The following is a 23,387-nucleotide window of genomic DNA, read 5'->3' as shown; positions in this document are numbered from 1 at the left end:
GTTGGGGCTTTTTTGTGGCGCATGGTTGTCACGGTAGCGGATTATTTGTCCTCATCCGTCTCCTTTGTGGTGTCCGCATCCTTATCGTCCTTGGTCGCTGCTTGATGGTTATCAGGAAAGCGGTTGGGGTCTAACGCGCCTTTTTTATGCTTTGGGACGTTGGCTTTGGTTTGCGCCGCCGCGCTGGTGTTTTTTTCACCGTGGTTTGTCGTCTCTGAGGCGTTGGCGTTGTCAGGCGTTGTCGATGTCTGCGCCGGTGTTTGTGGATCGGTGGTGGCAGCTACAGCAGACGCTTTACTGATCGGCGTCACAGGCAGTGAGTCTGTCGCTTTATTGTCTGTACCAGCGTCCACTTTTGGCGTGGCGGCTTGTTCATCGTTCAATTCGACGGTCTGACGTTTTTCGGGGGCTTTTGCACCTGCCTCAAATTGGGCATCGGCAATGGCGCGTGCTTGCTCTTGTTTGGCAGTAACGTCAACAGGCTTTGGCTGTACATCGTCATCGACCACCAAGGCGACCAGCTTGCGATCGCGCGGTACATTGCCATCAAATTTGTCGGTGATGACGTTCAGCTTACCTTCTTTATCGAGGGTATATAAAGGCACAAATTGCTTATTATCCGCTTTGTATTGCGCAAAGGTGTAGCTGTCAGTGATGTTGGTGATTTTGATGCGTGCTTTTTTAGACAGCATACTGGCAAGCTTGGTGTAAGTGACATCTTTGCCAAATAACCACTGCGAATGAAAATTGGATTGTTTGTCGTCGCGCTCGTTTTTGACTTTTTCATCACTAAACTTGAGGCGATAGATTTTTTGTTCGCCAAATTCATGACGGTAATGAATCTCGGATAAGGTATTGAGCTCCTTGTCCATACTCATGGCAAACAGATGCCCGATACCAATGAGATCGAGGTTATGATCGGCATGGTCAGATACTGGGTTACCAAAATAAGTACGCAGACCACTCATGCGTGCGCGAGCGATGTTGGTGTAGTTATTATGTGCCACAACCACATCAAAGCCTTGCTCTTTTAAGGAGGTGGCAACCAGTAGCGATACAGGGTTTGAGCCGACCACAAGGATACCGTTGGTAGCAGGTTCGCGTACGCCGAGTAAGTTACCGATCATTTTTGCGCCCAAGCCCTGAATCATCACCGTGCCGATGATCACCATAAAGACCAGCGGTACCAAAAGCTCAACGCCTTGGATGTCATACTCTTGCAAGCGAATGGCGAACAGTGATGAAATGGCCGCCGCCACGATACCGCGTGGGCCAATCCAGCTGATCATCAGTTTTTCACTGGTCTTGAGGTTAGAGCCAATAGAAGACGCCCACACAGCCAAGGGACGCGCAATAAACATCACTACGGCCAGCAGTACTAAGCCTGCAAAACCAACGCTGAGTAGACTTTCTAACTCCACCCGCGCCGCCAGAATGATAAACAGCACTGAGATGAGCAGCACCGTCAGCGACTCGTTGAACTCCAAAATCGTATCGCGCGGGAACTTTGGCCAGTTGGCCAGTGCCACCCCCAGTACGGTCACAGTTAACAAACCTGACTCGTGCTCTAAATGGTTGGAGATCGAAAATAACAACAACACATAGGCAAGGGTAAAGACGTTGTTCAGATACTCTGGCACCATATGACGGCGCATCAAAAAGGCGAGCACATACGCACCGACCATCCCCAGCACCGTGGCCAAGACCACAATTTTGGCAAACAGTAAGATACTGCTGGCTTCACCACCTGAGATGATGTACTCATAGACCAATACCACGGCAATCGCGCCGATCGGGTCGATGATGATACCTTCCCACTTTAGAATGTTAGAGATGGTCTTGTTGGGGCGGACACTACGCAATAGCGGCACGATGACCGTTGGCCCCGTGACGCAAACCAGCGCACCGAACAACAGCGCGATGAGCGGATCGACATCGAACAACAAATACGTCGACAGCGCCACCACTGCAATGGTGATGACTACCCCGACCGAGACCAGCATTTGCACCACAGTACCGTGCTGCTTAATCTCATCGAACTCCAAGGTCAATGACCCTTCAAATAAAATAATCGCGACACCCAATGAGATGATCGGGAACATCAGCTCACCAAGCACCAAGTCGGGATCAAAATAACCCAAGACAGGTCCAACGATAATACCAATCAATAACAAAAACAAAATGGATGGCTGCTTTAAATACCAAGCCAACCATTGGGCGGCAATGCCGATCCCAATCACGCCAGACAGTAATAGGGCGGTATCCATAAATCAATCCTTTTTATAAACTTGACATACTTTATATATTTTTGGACAGTGACCGCATTGCCATAATTCACAGGCACAAAGGTCGTTTAAAGTGTCAATGAAAACAATCCACGACACCCAAAGTAATCAGGGCTAATTGGGTACAATAACAGATAATAACGTGCGGCGGGCGAGACACACCGCAGTGGTATAGGACAGGGCCTATCACGCAATAATGATGACTGACTGCTGCGTGTGTATGACATCAGTTGATGAGTCATCATATCACGATTTTATTTTAGGCGTATGAAAGTGCGATGGCAGGCTTATGATGTGCGTAGCTATGCGTCAGATTATGCGGCATAATAGAATGCGGACAACAAGGCTGCGCGTTACCATGAGGGCATAACAACACCAATAATACCCGCAGGGTTACATGTACTACCGATAGATATTGATAACCATCAATAGTGATGATGCCGCGTAGATATCGCCTTGTTTTATCATTGATCATAGCCGCAATATCGTATAAGGGAATGACATGCACAGACCACCAATCACCCAGCAGCTCACGCGCTGGTGCCAGCGCAGTAGCCAAAGCCGCACTTTAGCCGTCGCCATCAGTACCGCTATGATTGCAGGCATGAGTATGACCACCGCCTTACCTGTCCAAGCGGCCGTTACTACCGCTGATTTTTCGGGATTGGTACAGCAGGTCACGCCTGGGGTTGCTCGTGTGAATGTCACTAAAAACGTCAGCGAAGCTGAGCTGGCTCAAGCACAAACCGCTGAGCTGCTGCGACAGTTTTTTGGTGACCGCTTACAGCTACCAGATCAGCCCGCGCAGCCTGCCGTTGAGCATGCTTATGGCACTGCATTTTTTGTGACCAGTAATGGCTATATGCTCACCAACCATCATGTGGTTGAGGGCGCAGATACCATTACCGTTACCTTAAACGACCGTACTGAGCTGGACGCTACCGTCGTGGGCAGCGATGAGCGCTCTGATGTGGCGGTACTAAAAGTTGAAGGCAATCGTTTTCCTGCCTTACCGATCGGTGACTCGAACAGCATTAACGTTGGTGAGCCCGTCCTTGCAATTGGCTCCCCTTTTGGTTTTGATTACTCAGCTTCAGCAGGTATCGTCAGTGCCAAGTCGCGTAGCTTCTCGCGTGAGACCAGCGTGCCGTTCATTCAAACGGACGTGGCCTTAAACCCCGGTAATTCAGGCGGGCCACTGTTTAATCAGCGCGGCGAGGTGATCGGAATCAACTCGCGTATCTTTAGTGGCACAGGTGGCTATATGGGGTTGTCATTCTCCATTCCCATTGACGCGGCAATGGACATCTATGAGCAGCTGAAAAATAACGGTGAGGTGACGCGTGCTTATCTAGGCATTTATCCGCAAGATATTGACCGCAACTTAGCCGAAGCTTACAACCTTGAGCGTCCACAAGGGGCGCTCTTGACTCGCGTCTCGCCTGACTCACCTGCCCAAAAAGCAGGCCTAAAAGCGGGAGATATTATCCTGCAGTACAATGACAGTAAGATTACACTGGCCTCTGACTTATTAAACCTCATCAACCGTGCCCGTCCCGATGATGCGTTTCGCGCCCAAGTGCAGCGTAATGGTAAGTCACTCATAGTGACTGGCAAGCTGAGTACCGCGCCTAGTGATGTACAAGCAGAGGGCAGTAATGAGCAGAACAATGAAATACGTTTGGGACTGCGCCTGCGCAACCTCACGCCTGAAGAAAAAGCCGAGCTGGCCTCAGATGGCAAAACAGGTGTGCTGATCACCGCTGTAGATCCGACAGGTTTGGCGGCGCGCTCAGGGCTGCAGGCGGGTGATGTGGTCACCAACCTGCATCAAAAGCCGATTGCCAAAGTCAGTGATATGTCAAAGGCCATATCGTCACTGCCCAAAAGCGGTGTGGTGACTATCGAAGTGGTACGTCAAGGTATTCCAGCCATTATTGGCTTGCGAATTGAGTAGACTGGACACCGCCATCATGCACTTATCGTGATTCAGGTATACAATGACACCGTTGCATCGAATGCTTTTGTACCGAGTATATCGAGTGCCTTTGTCATGGCGTATCATTGTTATTGAGCGGTGAGGTTATCAAGCGGTGAGCATCTCGCTGTGTTGAGCATTGGTTAATAATGCTCACAAATCACAACTGATACCAAGCAATTACGCTACACTGATTGTCAATCATCAACGCATGGTAGGCCATCTGCTCAATCAATGTTCATCCACAGTGAATTGATGACTGGTAGGCAAATTAAAATATGCTACACTAACAGGCGTTTTAGTGTGATTATCACCAACGTATAAGCACACGCATAACATCATGAAACAAACCCATCACGCAAGGCGGCGTCCTTGTCCACGACCTATCATGTGACAGCTTTGATAAAAGCTAGGATAATACAGTAAGGCACGGTTATGAGCACAGCATACGACGATATCAAAACCCGACTACAAGGCTCAATGGTGGCCTTAGTAACGCCCATGCACCCTGACGGTAAAGTTGATTATAAACGTCTGGCAGACCTCATAGACTGGCAGATCGAGCAGGGCACACATTGCCTTGGCGCTGTGGGTACAACTGGTGAGTCTGCAACCTTATCGATGCAAGAGCACAGCGAGGTTATCCGTTATTTTGTCAAACATGTCAATGGCCGCGTCCCTGTTATCGCAGGAACAGGCGCGAACAATACCGCCGAAGCCATCAAGTTGACCCAAGAAGCCGCCGATGCAGGCGCGGATTGCACCCTGTTGGTTGCCCCTTATTACAACAAGCCACCGCAAGAAGGCTTATATCAACATTACAAAGCCATCGCTGAAGCGGTCGATATTCCGCAGATGCTTTATAATGTACCAGGCCGCACAGTGGTGGACATTGCCCAAGATACCATCGAGCGCTTAGCAGACTTTGATAACATCGTAGCCATCAAAGACGCTACAGGCTCAGTCGCGCGCGGCGAACAGTTGATCAAAGCCATGGGCGATAGAATCGTTGTCTTATCAGGTGATGATGGCACTGCACTGGATCTGATGCGCGTGGGCGGCAAAGGTAACATCTCTGTCACCACCAATATCGCCCCAAAAGCGATGAGTGAAGTCTTCAGCGCCGCGCTACGCGGCGACTTTGAAACGGCCGATAGCGTGCATGATGGCATCAAGCACTTACATCGTGATTTGTTTGTCCAATCAAGCCCGATTCCTGTCAAATATGCCGCACACAAAATGGGCTTGATTGAAAAAGGCATCCGTTTGCCGCTGGTTTGGCTGGCAGATGAGCATCATGCCATGATTGATGACGCGCTTGTGCGTGCCAACTTGCTCTAAGCAAGTACGTCTGCCTGATATCCGATCCGTAACGCGCCAGCTATGATGACCACAGTCGCAGCTGGCTGTTTGCTTTGAGAAACAACGTAGAGATCATATGATGAAAACATCATTTACCGCCCAAAAATCAGTGCTGACCATGATCAGTATCGTCCTTGGCAGCACCTTGCTACTGAGCGGCTGTCAAACGGCAAAAGGTTGGCTTGGACAGCGTGATAATGGCAGCTTAGAATACCAAGACAGTAAAAAACTGTCGCCGCTAGAGTTGCCTGCTGAGCAAGAAACCGCGCCCTTTGTACCGCTCTATCCAACGCCAAATGCAAGCGGCAACACGCTTAAATTAACCAACGAAGCAGGCAAGCAGTATCAACTGCCCAAGCCTGAGCGTACCCTTAGCCCCGCGCCTAACTGATAACGGTTACCTCTATTTGTACCGCGATGGTAGGCGCTATCTGCCATCAGCGGTCGCTGCGCGTTTTTACCACATAAGCTGAACGAACAGGACTCCCCACGATGCAAAAGCAACAACTGCTGTATAAAGGCAAAGCCAAATCTGTCTATGAGACGGACGACAACGATCTTTTGATTTTACACTTCCGTGACGATACCTCAGCGCTTGATGGCAAGCGTATTGAGCAATTGGCACGTAAAGGCGAGGTAAATAACCGCTTTAACGCCTTTATCATGCAAAAATTGACCGAAGCGGGTATCGAAACCCATTTTGAAAAGCAGTTGTCACATGACGAAGTGCTGGTGAAGCGCTTGGATATGATCCCTGTTGAGTGCGTGGTGCGTAACTTTGCCGCAGGTAGCCTAGTGCGCCGTTTGGGCTTAGAGGAAGGTCAAGCATTGACGCCGCCAACGTTCGAGTTGTTTTATAAAGACGACGCGCTGGGTGATCCAATGGTCAATGATTCAGTATCTATTTCGCTTGGCTGGGCGACTCAAGCGCAGATCGACCGCATGAAAGCGCTGACCTACCAAGTCAACGATGTGCTCAAAGCGTTGTTTGATGCAGGCGACATGATACTGGTTGATTTTAAACTTGAATTTGGTGTATTCCATGACCGCATCGTCTTGGGTGATGAGTTCTCACCAGATGGCTGCCGTATCTGGGACAAAAACACCAAGAAAAAACTGGATAAAGACCGTTTCCGTCAGTCATTGGGTGACGTGATTGAAGCTTACGAAGAAGTGGCAACCCGTATTGGTGTGCCGTTAGACTAAGCATGTCATACTTAGCGTATAATCAAAAACTGAGCTCTGTGCTCAGTTTTTTTATGGCATTATATTAGGGCGTGTTCCTCATTCAAACGTTTATCACTAAATGGGCTAAAAATGGCTAAATCTTTGGCTGTATGCTAATGCGTTTGAAAAGCGATATTATGATAATGTCATCTTGTCAGGCATTACGGCTTGACTCAAGTAAACCAATCTCTGATGTAATAGGGGCAGTTTAGTCCCGTGCGATCATCAGCCTGCCAGATCAATACTCTTAGGGAGTTTGAACATGATTCTAAAACTTAACGTCAAACTTCATTATCGGCTCTCTGCACCAATGGATCTTTTGCTTCAGATCGAAGCTGCCGATCTTGCCGATCAGCAGGTGTGTTCGGCCGAACTTTGGACATCAGATGTCAGGCATTTTTCACGGGTCGCCGCCGATGATGGTATAGGAGAGCGGATTTGGATCCGCGCTGAAGGGGATTTTAGCTGCACTTACATCGCAGACATTACCGTTGACCGTCCTGCCTTAGACATATCAGCACTGTCCCAGGTGCCTCTCCATCTTTTGCCCGGAGAGGCGATCAGACATTTGATGCCGTCTCGATATTGCCCATCAGACCAGTTTCAAACCTTTGTGGATGCTGAATTTGGCGACCTCGCTGGCGGCGCGCGGATTGCTGCGATGCGCGATTGGATCGAGTCAGCGTTTAGCTATGTGCCCGGATCGAGCCACGCACAGACCACCGCGCTTGACAGCTTTGTTCAACGTCAGGGCGTCTGCCGCGACTTTGCGCATGTTCTCGTGACACTAGCGCGCGCGTCGTCAATACCAGCTAGGTTCGCAAGCGTTTATGCGCCTGATGTGACGCCGCAAGACTTTCATGCCGTGGCTGAGGTCTATCTTGAAGGGGGCTGGCACCTGATTGACCCGACTGGCATGGCAGAAGCCGACACGATGGCCCGCATCGGTGTTGGATCTGATGCGTCCAGCGTCGCGTTCTTAACCGCGTTCGGATCCATAGAATTGGTTAACCAGTCCGTATCCGTGATTAGACAGGCTTAGGGTTTTGACCCTAGGCAGGCCTGCATGTAAGGCGATGCCCACTGCCATGAAAGGAGTGCGTCGGCAGTGATTTTGCTCATAGGGTTAGATACAAATTTAATGATTATAAAATCGCCAACTGGGATCATGAGCATGAAGCTGTCTATTGAACATCCCCAAGTTTGTTTCTACGCGATTAACAGCAGGGGTCAATGAGGATCAAGCATAAAAAAGCTGAGCCATGTGCTCAGTTTTTTTATGCAAAATTATATTAAGAATATCAGTTATGAGATGAGCCTTTAAATGTCAACACAGACCTTTATGAGAGAATATGATTGATGGATGAGTATAGTGAAACCATTATGAAAATGGTATAGCAAGAAAAATAGCGTTCAATCGAGCGTGTTTCCTATGCTGCATCAATTTGTTTAGGTTCTAGCATATAAGAGCTCTTGTAGAGTTTAACTTTAATTAATAACTATAAGTTATTAATAGTTACTTAATATATCAATATTAATTCCATTAATTATCCTATATCTTGATATTTTTCTTAGTCGCTATTGTCCATTACAAGGTCAATAGCATGCTATATCTAATGGGTTTGGCTATTATCACAACAACCCTATTTATAGGAGTGAGATACTATGAGCACCATAAACAATGCCCCACCAAAAGCACAAACTGATGTTAAAACACATAACTGCTTAGTAGACAAACAGTTTGGGTCTCAAGCTGAGAGGTATTTAACCAGTAGCGTTCACGCTTTTGGCGCAGAGTTTTCTGACGTCGAACGTCTGGTACAACAGTTTGACTACCCTCAAGTCTTAGATTTGGGCAGTGGCGCTGGGCATATCAGCTTTCATGCTGCCCCGTTTGCTCAGCAAGTGATTGCCTATGATTTGTCTGAAAAGATGCTAGCAGTTGTCATTGACTCAGCCAAACAGAAAAAACTAGATAATATCATCACCGTTAAAGGTATCGCGGAGTCGCTACCGTTTCCTGACAATCATTTTGATGTGGTCATTAGCCGTTTTTCTGCTCACCATTGGCAGGATGTGCCACTTGCTTTACGCGAAATGCGCCGTGTGTGTCAGCCTAAAGGTAAGATTATGTTGATAGATATCATGGCGCCAGCCAGCCCGCTCTGTGATAGCTTTTTGCAGACGATAGAGATGCTACGTGACAATAGCCATGTACGCGATTATTCTAGCAGTGAATGGCAATATATGTTCGGTAAAGTGGGTCTAAATGTTCAGCAGACGCAGACCCATAAACTCGCGTTAGCGTTTGAGAGCTGGGTGACTCGTATGCGCACACCAGAGGCCTATGTCACAGCCATACTCAAGTTGCAGCAGCATATAGGTCAGGAGGTGAAAGACTATTATAATATTCAAGCAGATGGAACATTCACAACGGATGTGATAACGATAACGGCTACTGTGTCGTAAATGCACACCTGTTGTTATATCTGTTCATTGATATAGGATTTTGGGATAGGTAATAATAGAGCATGGACATTTGTAACACGGATAAAATCTGGTTAATGAACAGTATCGACAAACAATAGATACAATAATGATAAAGCATAAAAACTGAGCCATGCGCTCAGTTTTTTCTCTATAAATAGCGTATTTTGTGATAGTTATTAATGTGTCAATGCTGATGGCTCATAACTAAATCCGCGTAATCGCTCAAGTGCGGTGATGATGGCTTTATCATTGAGCATATGGCTTTTCCGCTGCTGCCCTTGGTTATCTTCAAATGCAAAGAACCAATGATGCAAGCTTTCTTTAACAGCATTCAGTGATGGTTTCACTTTTTTCTTGCTTATTAACCAATCAACAGTAGCTAAAAGCTCCATACCAAATGGAGATTCAAACATCTCAATCATCTGAAGCGTTTGAGATAGGGCAGGCATAAATTCAGTGTGATGTTTCTGCAAATATTGCTGTACTTCATCTTGATATTGATAATTGAAACGTATAACAGGTTCAGAGGCGTGACTGTCTGCTATTCTTTTATCTGCACTAATATAATAGCCGTCTAAACTATTCAACAAGTGCGTTAAATTATGAGCATAAAGACCATATTTATTGGCTTTAAAAGTGAGACGAAAGGGATCTTTCATATTTTTAGCCTGAATAATGCGAGTCAAAAAATATACCATCTTTTGCACTTCTACTTCACTACAGTCCATACCAACAGAAAGGTACTGGCGTATAAGTTCTAATACCAGTGCTCTAGCGGGAGTGAGCTTGGTCGCGCCCGAATTCTTTTTCGTATTTTGGTATGTAGGCGTTGGCTCATATATGACGATGCGAACATCAGCCAAGGAACTGAGGTGCTGCTCTATTTTTATTTTAACATTGTTCCATTCTAGGCCACCATTTCCAGCGCCTAAAGGGGGAATAGCAATTGATTGAATATTATTTTCAATAATAAAACGCTGTAAATCTTGTAATCCTGAATCAATCCACTCCATTTTAGAAGGATTACGCCAGTGCTGTTTTGTAGGAAAATTTACTATCCATTTTGCTCCCAATAATTCTTCCGTAGGCGTCACAAACATCTTACCCACTTTGACTTTCTGTTGCTCACAAGCATGGGCATAGGCTTGCATATTTTGTGGATAGCGTTCTTTAAACATTAAAGCAATACCTTTGCCCATAATACCCACAGTATTAACCGTATTTACCAAAACCTCTGTATCAGCTTCTAAGAGGTTGCCCTGAGTATAAGTAATCATGATTGAACTTCTCTCTGTTGCGGAGCAGTAGTAGACTGTTTTCACTGCAAAATGGTTAAAGCATTATAAATGCTAAAAATAGCGGTCAGGTCTTGCGTGTACGGGTAAACGTATATTAGCCTGATTAAACTGGCTTTCGATATCCAATTTGACCAACTCGTTATAACACAAAACTGCTGTAAGATTTTTAAGGGGTACATATCTGTATATTAAAGCTTCGGCTTGATAGCTATCCATCGTCCCTCGTTGAAAATCTCTTTGCTGTAATATTGGCCAATTAATATGAGTTAAGTCTTTTAGATCTGTATAAAAATTGGTATATGCCATGTAGGCATGGGCATCGGTAAATACAAAATCAATACCGCCGCTTTTAAAGTCATGCAAGCAGCCAACTAAAATAACGATATCTTCATTAGCTACTTTTATTGAACCATTATAGCCAGTATGTATGTTATACATCATGGGTGAGAAGGGGGTGAAATAAAAAGGAATGTAGTCATTTAACGTACCACCACTGCCTACGGATACTATGACATTATTACGTTTATTAATAATAGTTTGATTGCCTATCGTATGATAAGCGGTGTTTGGCTCACATTGATTAGCGCAACGCAACCCCTGTTGGATAAGTAGTGGAATGTTTTTGCGATGTACGATACGCCATATTAGCGCATTAACGGCGTTTAAAAAAGTATATTGCTTGTGTGATGGTGTCATAAAACCGACCTTTTATATTATACAAAGCTACTATAGCGTAGTCATATATAAATGCACACAAAACCGTTATGTGTTTACAGCGTCTTACGTTATCTGTCTTTAAGCTGTGCTAGCTTAATAGACATTGTACTAACAATGACAATAAGACAAACGTGGACATCACATGAGCGCTCAAAATAACGATACGCAAAACACTGATAGCATACTCACAATACTCACGCCTGAATGGTTTACCCGCCCGACCTGTGTGGTCGCTGCTGACTTGATTGGCAAGATACTTTGCCGCGAAATAACGGACAGTGATGGCAGTAAAAAGGTGCTGCGTGTACGGATTACGGAAACGGAGGCCTATATTGGCGAGGAGGACAACGCTTGTCACGCGCACGCAGGCACCCGTACAGCGCGCACAAAGATGATGTATGCTGAGGGCGGGGTATTTTATGTGTATTTGACCTATGGCATTCACCACATGCTCAATTTGGTCAGCAGCACTGCTGAATCGCCTGAGTCGGTACTGATACGGGCAGGCTTTTTAACCGATGATAGTGATCGCTTGATCGAAGAGCAACTACTCAGTACGGACAAGCAGCTGACTCACATCAAGCAGTTTGCAGGACCAGGCAAGCTAACCAAACGCTTGCAAGTCACGCGTGACTTGTACGGCAAAACCATTTATCCAGCATCGGGGTTGTGGGTTGAGGAGGATGGTTGTCAGCCGCCCATCTCATTGCGTCCGCGTATTGGCATCGATTACGCAGGCGAGGCCAAAGACTGGCTTCTGCGTTATATCTGGACTGATCATCCTTCTTTATCTAAGAAATAATACCATTAACGTTTTGTGCCGTTTGGGTCGCTGATAGGTGCTCGCAGGCTCTCGACCTTAGACTGGGCGCATCGACAATCCATAGAGGTATGACAATGTATAAACTCACTGTGTTTATTCCTGATAACACCTTAGAAGCAGTAAAGTCGGCCTTGTTTGCCGCTGGTGCTGGCAAGATTGGCGCTTATGAGCGCTGCTGCTGGCAAGTACAAGGGCGCGGACAGTTTATGCCATTAGCGGGTAGTGCACCGCACATAGGAAAACAAGACAACCTAACGACGGTCACCGAATGGCGCGTTGAGATGGTGGTCGATGATGCGTTTATTGCTGCTAGTGTTGCCGCTTTAAAAAAGGTGCATCCTTATGAAACGCCCGCTTATGATGTGATAAAAGTGCTGGATATGTGAGCATTACTGGTCACACGTGAGACCATACAAGCTAAGGACTGATTTAACAGACGCTTAAACTGACACGTCGTCACCTATCGACTTTATAAGCTCAAAGCGATGTTATTTACCATTTATAACCGCTAAGTTTGATGTTGCGTGTCCTTAGTGTTGTTACATGGTCACAAGTGCGCGACCACGCGATATTTAAGTTTTATGATATAGGGCTTAATCAGCCACGGAAGCGAGCAAACATGCCATTACAATTGATACTATTTTCAGGATTTGCGGGGGCAACGGTTTTTATAGGCGGACTGTTGGCCAATCTATTCGACCATCATGTCAAAGACAGTCCCGTCAAGTATGAGATTATCCATACATTGATGTCGTTTGGAGCGGGCATTATTTTGTCAGCTTTGGCGCTGGTATTGGTGCCAAAGGGTATGGAAACCTTAAGCGTTTGGGGCGTGATGGGCTCGTTTTTGCTGGGCGCGGGACTGTTTATGCTCATTGATGTTCGGCTGGCGCGCTCAGGTGGTCAACAGGCAACCTTATTGGCGATGATGATGGATTTTGTCCCTGAGTCGATTGCGCTTGGGGCGGTGTTTGCTATTGAGCCGCAAGTCGCGCTACTGTTGGCGCTGTTTATCGGGTTACAGAACTTGCCTGAGTCGTTTAACTCTTTTCGCGATTTGGTACAAAGCGGATTTAGCGTTCGCAAAACCTTATGGATATTTTTTGCGCTGAGCTTTTTTGGTGTCATCTCCGCGCTGATTGGGCATTTTTTCTTGCGAGAGCATCCCGATCTGACCGCGCACCTGATGATTTTTGCCAGTGGCGGTATTTTGTATTTATTGATTCAAGACATCATTCCTGAGAGCAAGCTTGAAAACCATTATTTGACCTCGCTTGGAGCCTCGCTTGGCTTTTTGTTGGGGGTGGTCGGTGAAATGGTATTGTAAAAACGATAATAGAGGCCAAAAACCATCTGATAATGAGTATCGTGTAAGCATATGCTTACACGCAATGACGCTCACGCGACTTAACAAGAGGGCAACATTTTGACATTATAAACACACGGCACAAGGGAATGTGACTCAAGGATTGAGTGAACCGCATTAAGGATAATGATTCAATTGCTCGCATCAGGATGATAACGGCAACTGAAGAAAGGACACAACACCCGTGCTGCTGGCAATTGATTGCCAATAGACGTTGTAAGAAATAGGGCAGGATGCCCAGCTGTCACAATATACTGCATATGAGGCAAGGATGTCTTTAACACAGTCGTGATGGGTAACAAGGATCGTCAACAATAAAACCGCATAACAGTGATTGCTATGCGGTTTTATCGTGTCTGGAGGTTGCGTATTTGCCACATGATGATGGCTAGCGTGGCGTATGGTGATTTGTCTCAAAAAGTTGTTTTTGCAAAAAAACAGCATCAAGACAGTCATCGTCAGTACACAATAAAAAACCGTATGTCATTGGCATACGGTTTTTTTTATGTTTACGAATAGCTTTTTGTATGATGGCTCGTGATTAGTAGTTGTTATCGCGACGCCAGTCGTCTACTTCACGCTCTGCATGATCTTGAGCATGACCATAGCGTTCTTGTACGCGGCCAACCAGTTTGTCACGGCTGCCTTCGATTTGATCTAAGTCATCATCAGTCAGCTCGCCCCATTTTTGTTTTACTGAGCCTTTGAGCTGGTTCCAATTACCTTTTAATGTATTCTCATTCATTGTTATCTTCCTTATGGTTGCTTTAGTCGTTAATTGCTATGGTAGTTATTATCTATTTTTTAGCGTTCAAGCCATACGTTATGTTGACAGTCATGCTGCCTTGCCGACTTGTGTGTCCAATATAAAAAATCAGCTTGCCTCTGTCTGTATATACTCTGTTTATAGTGTTGCTTAAATATAATCAGTACGGGTGATATGTGAGTAAATCCAGATTTTGGGTGTGTTTTTAACAAGCAGTATCGTATCAGGTAAAGATGAACGGATAAGTTCTACTGGGCGGCAAACAGTAGACTTGCGATAGGAATGGCGATAGCCTTAAGGAGGCAACAGTCGCTTTGGTACGGATACCAAAGTGAATACATCACAATAGGGAGCGCGACCATGGTCAGCACGACGTCAGCCGAAGCACAAATCCACTTTCGAACCTGTACTTTATGCGAGGCCATGTGCGGCGTTGAAATCAAGCACGACGGCGAAAAAGTCTTATCGATTAAAGGAGATAAAAACGACCCTTTTTCTCAAGGCTATATCTGTCCAAAAGCCACGGCTTTACAGGATTTGCACGAAGATCCTGACCGTTTGCGAGGCCCTGTCGAGAGAACAGCGGACGGTTGGAAAACCATCAGTTGGCCTGAGGCTTTGGATAAAGTGGCAGCTGGCATCCAGTCCGTTCAGCAAAAATACGGTCAAAATGCGTTTGGGGTTTATTTGGGTAACCCAAATGTACACAATATGGGTGGTATGTTGACCGTCAAGCAGTTACTGACCAGCCTAAAAACGCGCAGTCGCTTTTCTGCAACCTCAATCGACCAATTACCGCATCATATCGTCAGCATGCACCTGTTTGGTCATATGCTGCGTATCCCTGTGCCTGATGTCAATCGCACGCAGTATATGCTCATCATCGGTGGTAATCCGCTGGCCTCTAATGGCAGTATCATGACTGCGCCTAATATGCGCCAAAAGTTAAAAGACATCAAAGCGCGTGACGGTAAAGTGGTGGTAGTCGATCCACGGCGCACCGAAACCGCTGATATCGCCAGCGAGCATCACTTTATTCGTCCAGCGACAGATGTATTGTTGCTACTCGCCATGCTCAACGAAATCTACGCGCAAGGCTATGCCAAGGTAGATGGCAGAATGGCAGATTTGACGCCAGAGATTGATCGTATTGCATCATTTGCAGAAGGGTTCACACCTGAATCAGTAGCAGACATCACAGGCATTACCGCCACTGAAATCAAACGTATCGTCAAAGAGTTTTGTGAGGCCGAAAGCTCGGTCTGTTATGGTCGTATGGGTATCTCGGTGCAAGAGTTTGGTTTGCTGAGCCAGTACTTATCTATGGTTATCAATATCGTCACTGGACGCTTAGATGAAGTGGGCGGGCTTATGTTCCCAAATCCTGCGCTGGATGTGGTAAATAGTTCGGGTCCTGGTTATTTGGGCAAACGCCATAGCCGCGTGAGTAACTTGCCAGATTTTAATGGTGAGTATCCAGTGGTGGCGATGGCTGATGAGATGTTGGTCGCAGGAGAAGGTCAGTTAAAAGGCTTTATGAGTGTCGCAGGCAATCCTGTGCTCAGCACACCAAATGGCGAAAAACTGGACGAAGCCTTGTCAGGGCTAGAGTTCATGGTGTCGCTTGATTACTTTGTGACCGAGACCAGTCGTCATGCTCATATTATCCTGCCACCCGTATCACCACTTGAGCGTGATCATTACGATGTCACGTTTAATGGCTTTGCCGTACATAACGTTGCCAAATACTCGCCTGCCTTGTTTAGAAAAACAGAGAATGAGAAGCATGACTGGGAGATTTATTTGGGGCTTGCCGATCGTTTGGATAAAGACGCGCCAGAGGCGGTACAAAAAGAGCGTGCCGCAACCAAAGCGTTTGGACCTAAGTTCTTGCTTGAGCAGGGTCTTAAATATGGCCCTTATAAAGACGTCACATTGGATGCACTGATAGATAACCCGCACGGTATCGACTTAGGACCGCTGCACCCCATGTTACCAGAGGCCATCAAGCATGCAGATAAGCAAATCAATCTCAATGTTGATTTTTATCAGGCAGATTTGGCACGCGTCAAAGAAATGATGCAGCAATACGATCATCAAGAGATTTTGCTCATTGGTCGGCGTCATGTACGTAGCAACAACTCATGGCTGCACAACAGTTATCGACTGGTCAAAGGCAAGTCGCGCTGTACGTTAATGCTGAACCCAGAAACGGCAGAAGCGCATGGTATTACAGACGGTCAAGACGTGAGAGTGACCTCTCGAGTCGGTAGCGTGGTCATCGCAGCAGAAGTGACTGATGAGCTGATGCCAGGGGTGGTGAGTATCCCACATGGCTTTGGTCATGGGCGCAAAGGCGTTAAGCAAAAGATTGCGCAAGAGCATGCCGGTGTCAGTGTCAATGACTTAACGGACGATACCTTAATCGATCAGCTGAGTGGTAATGCCGCCGTCAATGGCGTGCCTGTGCAATTAGAGGTGCTGGATGCCAATACAGATGAGGCGCTAGTAGACGGTGTGATGGCATAGGTTGAAGGCTTGTTTCAAAATAAAAAGGAGGCGCTTACATCGTGTAAGCGCCCCCTTTTTTTATAAGTGTCACGTCCTAGTATTTTATGTCCATATTAGGTCAATCACTTGCACCCACAAAATCAAAATCAACGTCGGGTATCTCGCCTTGGATCAATAAGCTAATCGCTTTTGCGGAGCCGCAAGCATGCGTCCAGCCCAATGTACCGTGTCCTGTGTTAAGCCATAGATTGTCAAAGGTGGCTGACGCATTGTGGCTACCGTGTTTGACTTGACCACGGTGCGCGCGACCAATCAAGGGCACATTGGAGGGGGTCATCGGGCGCAGTCCTGTCCAGTATTGCACCGAGTTTGCGATAATACCCTTGGGAAATAATTGCTGCACGCGGCGAGTAATGGCCTCACAGCGCGTGGCATTTAAGTCCAGATTGTAGCCATTGAACTCTGCGGTGCCAGCCACTCGCAATTTGTCACCCAAACGCGAGGTGACCAGCTTAAATTCATCATCTATCAAGCTGACAAAGGGTGCTAAATGCGGCGCTCGTGGGTTGACTTTATAGGTAGCCGAATAGCCCTTTGCAGGAAAGATGGGCACATGAATGCTGAGTGGCTTCAATAGAGGCACGCTATAGCTGCCCAGCGCGACCACGTGACTGTCGGCGCTAAAGGTTTGCGCATTTTCGCCTTCTGGGCGAATAGTAATACTATGCACATGAGGACGGGGAGAGTCGGTATCGGTATTGAGTGCTAATATCTCAGTATCATATAAAAACGTGACGCCTGCATCGATACAGCGCTGTGCGAGTCTTTGGGTAAATAGGTGCGCATTGCCCGATTCGTCACGGCTGGTGTAGGTTGCGCCCGTGAGCTTATGCGCAATGGGATAAAGCGCAGGCTCTAAGCTGGCCGCATTATCAATGTCAATCACATGGCGCTCACAGCCAAGCGCTTGCATGCGTTCAGTGGGCTCGATGGCGGCCTCAAACTCCGCTTGGCTGGTATAAAAATGCATGATACCGCGCGTTTGCTGCTCATACTCGATACCGATATCCGTGCGTAGCTGTTGTAGAGCATCTCTTGAGTAAAGCCCCAAGCGCACCATCTGCACCAGATTGGTATCGGCTCGATCAGCGCGGCACTCCTGCAAAAACTGCATCGCCCAGCGCATCTGATCTTTATCCGCACGCAAGCGAAACAATAGCGGCGCATCCTCTTTAAACAGCCATTTTAGCGCTTTCATTGGCGTGGCAGGATTGGCCCACGGCGTGGCATGGGAGACAGATATTTGACCACCATTAGCAAATGAGGTTTGCATCCCTGCCGCCGATTCACGTTCAATCACGGTCACATCATAGCCTGCTTGCCGTAGATACCACGCAGTGGTCACGCCTACTACGCCTGCTCCGAGTACCGCAATATGTGTCATGGGATTCTCTATGCTTATGTTAAGAATGACGGTAGCCCTGTATTAGCTGAACGTCATCGTTACTACGCTGCCTGCTTGATTCGATTTACTTCGGGCGTGCAACATCCACTTGCAGGGCTGCTGGTAAATCCAATATATTCAAATCGCTTTCTGCCAGCTGTTCAGGACGTGCCACGACAAGCGCTGTAAAGCCTTTGTTATTTTCCATCGCATTGACCACTTGGATCTTGTCGAGTTTATCGCCTGCTGCGGGCACTGTGCCTGTACCTTGTACGTAGTGTAAAAAGGCTTTGGGCGCTGATTTGAAATAAATACGAGCGATGACTTCTTGCCCCAAATAACAGCCTTTATCATAATCCATACCGCCGCGCTGATGTAGACGCAGCTCTTGCGGCTGAAACTCACCTTGTGTCGCCGCGACGATCCAGTAGTTCCCCGTGGCGATACTGCATGCCATCCATGCCTCAGTATCGGTAGCGGTATTGTGGTCTTCTTTATGGCTAAAGGTGGGCTCATCTGCCAGCACGCAAGGGTAAATCGCTGTCGGCGCACTGGTCTCAAACTTTGAAAACGCACCGTACTTGTTCAGGTGTGCTTGCAAAGACGCCGCACAATCGGCGCTTATGACCACATCGTAGTGCTTCTCGGCTTGTTTTTTGATCCAGATGCCAAACTCGATACGACCTTTTAAGTTGCCGATGGCAGCCGCTTGGTAGCTAAGACCAAGCTTGGTAACATCGCAAGTCAACTGCCCTTGCAAGAATTTTTCGGCGTCCTCGCCTTGAAGGGTCAACTGCGAAAACTGCGGCAATACTGAGGTATCTGGAGACTGTGTCATTGTTATTATCCTTCTGCTAAGCGCTTATTTATTAATATAGAGATGAAATTGAAGTGATAAAAATTATAGGCGCCTTTTATATAAATACTTTATTAAACACGTTGTATCGGCACTTTTATCACAGAGCAAAAGCGTGCGTATAAATTTAGATGAGGTTAAGAAGAGTACCACAAAAATGCTATTACCAAAACGTGAGTGCTCAGCGGTGCACCCGCGTGGTGAGTTAGTATATAGATTGGGTAGGGCGCACGATTTTCAACCGTACAAATTGGTTAAAAATGGTGAGTTGCGGTACAATACAGGCTTTACAACACTCCCAATATTTGCTGACTGCCGAGGATATGATGAGCTTACCAAATTGCCCAAAATGTGATGCTGAATATACGTACGAAGATGGTGCGCTACTGGTATGTCCGATGTGCGCTCATGAGTGGACAGCGGCCGAGACGGATGCTGCTGCCGCTGCTGAGCAAGATGCGGTGATTCGTGATGCGGTTGGCAATGAGCTACATGATGGTGATGCGGTCACGGTCATCAAAGATTTAAAGGTAAAAGGCTCATCAATCGTCATCAAAGTCGGCACCAAGGCAAAAAGCATTCGCCTGTTGCCCGATGCGACCGACGGTCACGATATCGACTGTAAACTTGACGGACATGGCCCCATGAAGCTTAAGTCGTCAGTGGTCAAAAAAGCCTAACCGCAACGCTCAGTGCTACGTTTGCATTGTTTGGTCACCCATGACTAAGGGGTGTTGATTACTGCCGTTTATTTTTTCATAAAAAACAGGATAGAGATTATTTATGAGTACCAAAAACGAACAACTCTTTGCCCAAGCCAGTAAACACATCCCAGGCGGCGTTAACTCACCTGTCCGCGCTTTTGCTGGAGTCGGCGGTACGCCCATCTTTATGCACCGTGCCAACGGTAGCAAGATTTATGACACTGAAGACAACGCCTATATTGATTACGTCGGCTCTTGGGGCCCAATGATCTTGGGTCACGCACACCCGAAAGTTATTGATGCAGTCAAAAAAGCTGCCGATGATGGTTTGAGTTTTGGGACGCCAACGCCGTTTGAAACCACAGTCGCGGACAAAATCTGCGAGATCGTCCCAAGTGTTGAGATGATTCGCATGACCAGCTCGGGGACTGAGGCGACCATGAGCGCGATTCGTTTGGCACGTGGCTATACGCAGCGTGACAAAATCGTTAAGTTTGAAGGCTGCTATCACGGTCACTCTGACAGTTTGCTTGTCAAGGCAGGATCAGGGATGCTCGATATCGGTGAGCCAACGTCTAAAGGCGTGCCCGCCGATTTTGCCAAGCACACGATTACTATTCCTTATAATGACCCACAAGCGATCAAAGACTGCTTTGAAAAATGGGGCGATGAGATTGCGTGCGTCATTCTAGAGCCAATCGCTGGTAACATGAACATGATCATTCCAGCGCAAGAATTCCATGATACCTTGCGTGCCCAGTGTACTGCACATGGCGCGGTATTGATTTTTGATGAAGTCATGACGGGCTTTCGCGTCGGTCTTGGCGGCGCGCAGGCACACTTTGGTATTGAGCCTGATCTGACCTGTTTTGGCAAAATCATTGGTGCAGGTCTGCCAGTGGGTGCATTTGGTGGTAAAGAAGAGATCATGTCGTGCATCGCGCCTCTTGGCGGCGTCTATCAAGCAGGCACGTTATCAGGTAACCCATTGGCGATGCGTGCAGGTATCGCGATGTTTGAAGACTTAACAGCAGACGGTTTTTATGACGACCTAACGGCCAAAGTCGATCATCTGGTCGATGGTTTTCAGGCGGCGGCGGATAAGCATGGTATCAACTTGCGCACCAACAAGTTGGGCGGCATGTTTGGTATGTTCTTTGTCAAAGATAGCGAAACCGACACCCCAAGTAACTTTGATGATGTGACAGAGTGCGACATGGACGTCTTTAATACGTTCTTCCACGGCATGCTTGATCGTGGTATTTACTTAGCGCCATCTGCGTATGAAGCAGGCTTTATGTCGATTAAGCACAGCAATGAAGATATTGATGCTTCTATTGCCGCCGCTGATGAAATATTTGCAGAAATGGCCGCTGCATAAACGCCCAATTGTTGTCACACCTTACTGCATAATGAAAAACAGCACCCATCGCGGTGCTGTTTTTTTACGTCTATAAAGTAAAGCTCAAACAGAGTGCGTACAGAGCATCGCGCGTGATGATTTATAATGAGCCAATTTACCAACTTATTCATAGTACCGCTGTTCATAGTACCACTGGTTGAGAGCGCCGCTGTGCCGCGATCATGCAATCCAGCTCGACAGCAGGTTATTGCGCCCATTGGTGGCGTGTTGCTTGCCAGTATTTGGCATTAATGCTTTAATGACAACACCTGCCGATGATGCACAGTAAGGCGCCGCTGTTTGTGGCTTGCTGCGCGCATGGGGCCTTTTTTCTTTCATCGCTCAACATCACCTAACCTCACCTAACGTGGTAACGACTTTGCTTATGCCCAATACTGACGCTACAAATCCGCCGCTCGCCGATGATGAGCTGATGGCCGCCATCGATCTTGGTTCTAACAGTTTTCACCTCGCCATTGCTCGCCTTGACCATGGTGAGGTACGCAAAGTGGTCTCCATGTCCGAGAAAGTGCAATTGGCTGCAGGCTTGGATGACAATAACTTTTTGGGTGAGGACGCCGAGCAGCGAGGGCTTGAGTGCTTAAGCCGTTTTGCCGCGCGCTTGGATGCGGTGCCATCTGAGCGCATTCGTATCGTCGCTACCAATGCCTTGCGCCGCGCTAAAAACTCCAGCGACTTTATCAAACAAGCCAATCAAATTTTGCCAAAGCCGATCGAGATCATCGCTGGACGCGAAGAGGCGCGCTTGATTTATTTGGGCGTCTCACATACCAACGCCAGTAGTGACAAGCGTTTGGTGGTTGATATTGGCGGTGGGTCAACAGAATTTGTTATTGGCCAAGGGTTTGAGCCGCTATTGACTGAAAGCTTACAAATGGGCTGCGTGGCCTTTACCAAGCGCTTTTTTGCTGATGGTAAAATCACCGAGGCGGCCTTTACCAAAGCCATTGCTGCGGCGCGCAAAGAAGTATTGGCCATCAATGGTCAGTATCAAGACACAGGCTGGAGCAGTGTGATTGGCTCAAGCGGTACCATCAAAGCGGTGCGTAACGTACTGGTGTCTAAAGGCTGGTCAGACGATCAAGAATGCGTCACCTATCAAGGCGTCAAAAATCTTGAAAAACTGCTGGTCAAAATCGGTGACGTCAATGATATCGAGCTGACAGGTGTGAAAGAACACCGTAAAGCGGTCTTTCCTGCAGGCGTTGCAGTGCTGCGTGCGGTGATGAAAGTACTGGGCATTGAAACCTTGCGCTACTCTGACGGCGCGCTGCGTGAGGGCGTGATGTATGACATGCTGGGACGCTTTAGCAGCGAAGATGTACGTGACCGCAGCGTGCAGGCTTTAATCGCCCGCTATTCGGTCGATCAAAAGCAAGCCAAACAAGTGGTCTCCACCAGTCAGCGCCTGTTTGCCCAAGTGAAAGCGCCGCTGGGGCTAAACAATGATGATGCCGACCTGCTCAGACGGGCAGCGTTTTTGCATGAGGTGGGTCTAGCGATCAGCCACAGCAACTATCATCGCCACAGTGCCTATTTGCTTGAGCATGCTGACATTCCAGGATTTTCGCAAGTGGATCAAAAGCGCATGGCGCAGCTGCTGCTCAGTCATCGCCGCAAGCTCAAATCAGACATTTTAGATCAGACCTTGGCGGTTGGCGGTGAGCAGCTGGTTGATCTGTGTTTGCTGCTGCGCCTAGCGGTGCTGGCGCATCACAGCCGCAGCGAGTATGAGCCGCCGATGATGGCACTGGAGATTATCGATAGCGATACATGGCAAGTCACCCCAAACAGCAATAACGAGCACTACGCCTTTTTGTTGCAGGATTTGGAAGCCGAGGTTGAGCAGTTTGCCAAATGGGACATCACCTTAAATATCGTCGAAGAATCGGCATAACCCATCGCTAGTTTGTCCGCCTATCGCCGACAAAATGGCCGCCGTTGAGCGCTACAAAAGCGCTATTCTCAGTAATGCTATGGCATATCAGATGTGCTACTATAGCTGGCATTGAGTTTACAACTGTACTTATTTTAGCCGCATTTACTTTTAACAGTTGTCTATGCGCTAGATATAAAAACTGCTCTATATGAAAATCAACCATGACCAACACATCCGTCAACGATGAAAAGGAATCGT

Annotated in this window: 20 protein-coding genes; 14 read left to right on the top strand and 6 right to left on the bottom strand. The window is 47.3% G+C overall.

Going from position 1 to position 23,387, the window contains the following annotated elements; translation table 11 throughout:
* Positions 1-41: 41 nt before the first annotated feature.
* On the bottom strand, positions 42-2,267 hold the full coding sequence (locus tag ACFI32_RS01655; protein WP_462624746.1) for a cation:proton antiporter: 2,226 nt from the start codon (positions 2,265-2,267) through the stop codon (positions 42-44).
* 610 nt (positions 2,268-2,877) lie between these two features.
* Here ACFI32_RS01655 and ACFI32_RS01650 point away from each other — a divergent pair.
* The 6 genes from ACFI32_RS01650 (at position 2,878) to ACFI32_RS01625 (ending at position 9,321) form a co-directional block, all read left to right on the top strand.
* Positions 2,878-4,242, top strand: a complete 1,365-nt coding sequence (locus tag ACFI32_RS01650; RefSeq protein WP_462624830.1) for a Do family serine endopeptidase — start codon at positions 2,878-2,880, stop codon at positions 4,240-4,242.
* A 456-nt stretch (positions 4,243-4,698) separates the two neighbouring features.
* Positions 4,699-5,604: a 4-hydroxy-tetrahydrodipicolinate synthase gene (gene dapA / locus ACFI32_RS01645; RefSeq protein ID WP_462624745.1), complete on the top strand. Its 906-nt coding sequence runs from the start codon at positions 4,699-4,701 to the stop codon at positions 5,602-5,604.
* A gap of 100 nt (positions 5,605-5,704) precedes the next feature.
* Positions 5,705-6,016: a hypothetical protein gene (locus tag ACFI32_RS01640; RefSeq protein WP_462624744.1), complete on the top strand. Its 312-nt coding sequence runs from the start codon at positions 5,705-5,707 to the stop codon at positions 6,014-6,016.
* 101 nt (positions 6,017-6,117) lie between these two features.
* A complete protein-coding gene (gene purC / locus ACFI32_RS01635; protein WP_462624743.1) occupies positions 6,118-6,831 on the top strand; it encodes a phosphoribosylaminoimidazolesuccinocarboxamide synthase in 714 nt (237 codons plus the stop codon).
* Positions 6,832-7,114: 283 nt separating this feature from the next.
* Positions 7,115-7,894: a transglutaminase-like domain-containing protein gene (locus ACFI32_RS01630; RefSeq protein ID WP_462624742.1), complete on the top strand. Its 780-nt coding sequence runs from the start codon at positions 7,115-7,117 to the stop codon at positions 7,892-7,894.
* A 623-nt stretch (positions 7,895-8,517) separates the two neighbouring features.
* Entirely contained in the window at positions 8,518-9,321 is an 804-nt protein-coding gene (locus ACFI32_RS01625) for a class I SAM-dependent methyltransferase (protein WP_462624741.1), read from the top strand.
* Positions 9,322-9,518: 197 nt separating this feature from the next.
* Here the strand turns inward: ACFI32_RS01625 and darG are convergent, their stop codons facing one another.
* The gene (gene darG, locus ACFI32_RS01620; RefSeq protein ID WP_462624740.1) at positions 9,519-10,619 is read right to left on the bottom strand and encodes a type II toxin-antitoxin system antitoxin DNA ADP-ribosyl glycohydrolase DarG; all 1,101 of its coding nucleotides are present in this window, start codon (positions 10,617-10,619) and stop codon (positions 9,519-9,521) included.
* Positions 10,620-10,691: 72 nt separating this feature from the next.
* Positions 10,692-11,336: a type II toxin-antitoxin system toxin DNA ADP-ribosyl transferase DarT gene (gene darT, locus ACFI32_RS01615; RefSeq protein WP_462624739.1), complete on the bottom strand. Its 645-nt coding sequence runs from the start codon at positions 11,334-11,336 to the stop codon at positions 10,692-10,694.
* 202 nt (positions 11,337-11,538) lie between these two features.
* Between darT and ACFI32_RS01610 the strand changes: the two genes are divergently transcribed.
* The 3 genes from ACFI32_RS01610 (at position 11,539) to ACFI32_RS01600 (ending at position 13,507) form a co-directional block, all read left to right on the top strand.
* The gene (locus tag ACFI32_RS01610) at positions 11,539-12,159 is read left to right on the top strand and encodes a DNA-3-methyladenine glycosylase (RefSeq protein ID WP_462624829.1); all 621 of its coding nucleotides are present in this window, start codon (positions 11,539-11,541) and stop codon (positions 12,157-12,159) included.
* A gap of 95 nt (positions 12,160-12,254) precedes the next feature.
* Positions 12,255-12,566 (top strand): NGG1p interacting factor NIF3, encoded by a 312-nt coding sequence (locus tag ACFI32_RS01605; protein WP_462624738.1) that lies wholly within the window; start codon positions 12,255-12,257, stop codon positions 12,564-12,566.
* Positions 12,567-12,799: 233 nt separating this feature from the next.
* Positions 12,800-13,507 (top strand): ZIP family metal transporter, encoded by a 708-nt coding sequence (locus tag ACFI32_RS01600; RefSeq protein WP_462624737.1) that lies wholly within the window; start codon positions 12,800-12,802, stop codon positions 13,505-13,507.
* A gap of 580 nt (positions 13,508-14,087) precedes the next feature.
* On the opposite strand, the gene ACFI32_RS01595 is transcribed toward ACFI32_RS01600, so the two are convergent.
* Entirely contained in the window at positions 14,088-14,291 is a 204-nt protein-coding gene (locus ACFI32_RS01595; protein WP_462624736.1) for a CsbD family protein, read from the bottom strand.
* Between the two features lie 381 nt (positions 14,292-14,672).
* Here ACFI32_RS01595 and ACFI32_RS01590 point away from each other — a divergent pair, with 381 nt between their 5' ends.
* Positions 14,673-16,841, top strand: coding sequence for a molybdopterin oxidoreductase family protein (locus ACFI32_RS01590; RefSeq protein WP_462624735.1), 2,169 nt, complete (start codon positions 14,673-14,675; stop codon positions 16,839-16,841).
* A gap of 100 nt (positions 16,842-16,941) precedes the next feature.
* On the opposite strand, the gene ACFI32_RS01585 is transcribed toward ACFI32_RS01590, so the two are convergent.
* The gene (locus ACFI32_RS01585; protein ID WP_462624734.1) at positions 16,942-18,267 is read right to left on the bottom strand and encodes a D-amino acid dehydrogenase; all 1,326 of its coding nucleotides are present in this window, start codon (positions 18,265-18,267) and stop codon (positions 16,942-16,944) included.
* A gap of 85 nt (positions 18,268-18,352) precedes the next feature.
* Complete coding sequence (gene ygfZ / locus ACFI32_RS01580) at positions 18,353-19,105, bottom strand: CAF17-like 4Fe-4S cluster assembly/insertion protein YgfZ (RefSeq protein WP_462624733.1); 753 nt, start codon at positions 19,103-19,105, stop codon at positions 18,353-18,355.
* A 344-nt stretch (positions 19,106-19,449) separates the two neighbouring features.
* Here ygfZ and ACFI32_RS01575 point away from each other — a divergent pair, with 344 nt between their 5' ends.
* From ACFI32_RS01575 to ppx, 4 genes are all read left to right on the top strand, one after another.
* Entirely contained in the window at positions 19,450-19,803 is a 354-nt protein-coding gene (locus ACFI32_RS01575; protein WP_462624732.1) for a zinc ribbon domain-containing protein YjdM, read from the top strand.
* A 103-nt stretch (positions 19,804-19,906) separates the two neighbouring features.
* Positions 19,907-21,208: a glutamate-1-semialdehyde 2,1-aminomutase gene (gene hemL, locus ACFI32_RS01570; RefSeq protein ID WP_462624731.1), complete on the top strand. Its 1,302-nt coding sequence runs from the start codon at positions 19,907-19,909 to the stop codon at positions 21,206-21,208.
* Between the two features lie 126 nt (positions 21,209-21,334).
* Positions 21,335-21,481: a hypothetical protein gene (locus ACFI32_RS01565; RefSeq protein ID WP_462624730.1), complete on the top strand. Its 147-nt coding sequence runs from the start codon at positions 21,335-21,337 to the stop codon at positions 21,479-21,481.
* Between the two features lie 133 nt (positions 21,482-21,614).
* On the top strand, positions 21,615-23,147 hold the full coding sequence (gene ppx, locus ACFI32_RS01560; protein ID WP_462624729.1) for an exopolyphosphatase: 1,533 nt from the start codon (positions 21,615-21,617) through the stop codon (positions 23,145-23,147).
* Positions 23,148-23,387 lie beyond the last annotated feature (240 nt).

Source organism: Psychrobacter sp. PSi21, assembly GCF_054960615.1.
This window is presented reverse-complemented; position numbering and strand designations above follow the sequence as displayed.

What these genes read in the sequence shown, in the direction of transcription:
- ACFI32_RS01655 (WP_462624746.1), bottom strand. Translation starts at nt 2,267, where the DNA reads ATGGATACCGCCCTATTACTGTCTGGCGTGATTGGGATCGGCATTGCC.
- ACFI32_RS01650 (WP_462624830.1), top strand. Translation starts at nt 2,878, where the DNA reads ATGATTGCAGGCATGAGTATGACCACCGCCTTACCTGTCCAAGCGGCC.
- dapA (WP_462624745.1), top strand. Translation starts at nt 4,699, where the DNA reads ATGAGCACAGCATACGACGATATCAAAACCCGACTACAAGGCTCAATG.
- ACFI32_RS01640 (WP_462624744.1), top strand. Translation starts at nt 5,705, where the DNA reads ATGAAAACATCATTTACCGCCCAAAAATCAGTGCTGACCATGATCAGT.
- purC (WP_462624743.1), top strand. Translation starts at nt 6,118, where the DNA reads ATGCAAAAGCAACAACTGCTGTATAAAGGCAAAGCCAAATCTGTCTAT.
- ACFI32_RS01630 (WP_462624742.1), top strand. Translation starts at nt 7,115, where the DNA reads ATGATTCTAAAACTTAACGTCAAACTTCATTATCGGCTCTCTGCACCA.
- ACFI32_RS01625 (WP_462624741.1), top strand. Translation starts at nt 8,518, where the DNA reads ATGAGCACCATAAACAATGCCCCACCAAAAGCACAAACTGATGTTAAA.
- darG (WP_462624740.1), bottom strand. Translation starts at nt 10,619, where the DNA reads ATGATTACTTATACTCAGGGCAACCTCTTAGAAGCTGATACAGAGGTT.
- darT (WP_462624739.1), bottom strand. Translation starts at nt 11,336, where the DNA reads ATGACACCATCACACAAGCAATATACTTTTTTAAACGCCGTTAATGCG.
- ACFI32_RS01605 (WP_462624738.1), top strand. Translation starts at nt 12,255, where the DNA reads ATGTATAAACTCACTGTGTTTATTCCTGATAACACCTTAGAAGCAGTA.
- ACFI32_RS01600 (WP_462624737.1), top strand. Translation starts at nt 12,800, where the DNA reads ATGCCATTACAATTGATACTATTTTCAGGATTTGCGGGGGCAACGGTT.
- ACFI32_RS01595 (WP_462624736.1), bottom strand. Translation starts at nt 14,291, where the DNA reads ATGAATGAGAATACATTAAAAGGTAATTGGAACCAGCTCAAAGGCTCA.
- ACFI32_RS01590 (WP_462624735.1), top strand. Translation starts at nt 14,673, where the DNA reads ATGGTCAGCACGACGTCAGCCGAAGCACAAATCCACTTTCGAACCTGT.
- ACFI32_RS01585 (WP_462624734.1), bottom strand. Translation starts at nt 18,267, where the DNA reads ATGACACATATTGCGGTACTCGGAGCAGGCGTAGTAGGCGTGACCACT.
- ygfZ (WP_462624733.1), bottom strand. Translation starts at nt 19,105, where the DNA reads ATGACACAGTCTCCAGATACCTCAGTATTGCCGCAGTTTTCGCAGTTG.
- ACFI32_RS01575 (WP_462624732.1), top strand. Translation starts at nt 19,450, where the DNA reads ATGAGCTTACCAAATTGCCCAAAATGTGATGCTGAATATACGTACGAA.
- hemL (WP_462624731.1), top strand. Translation starts at nt 19,907, where the DNA reads ATGAGTACCAAAAACGAACAACTCTTTGCCCAAGCCAGTAAACACATC.
- ACFI32_RS01565 (WP_462624730.1), top strand. Translation starts at nt 21,335, where the DNA reads ATGAGCCAATTTACCAACTTATTCATAGTACCGCTGTTCATAGTACCA.
- ppx (WP_462624729.1), top strand. Translation starts at nt 21,615, where the DNA reads ATGCCCAATACTGACGCTACAAATCCGCCGCTCGCCGATGATGAGCTG.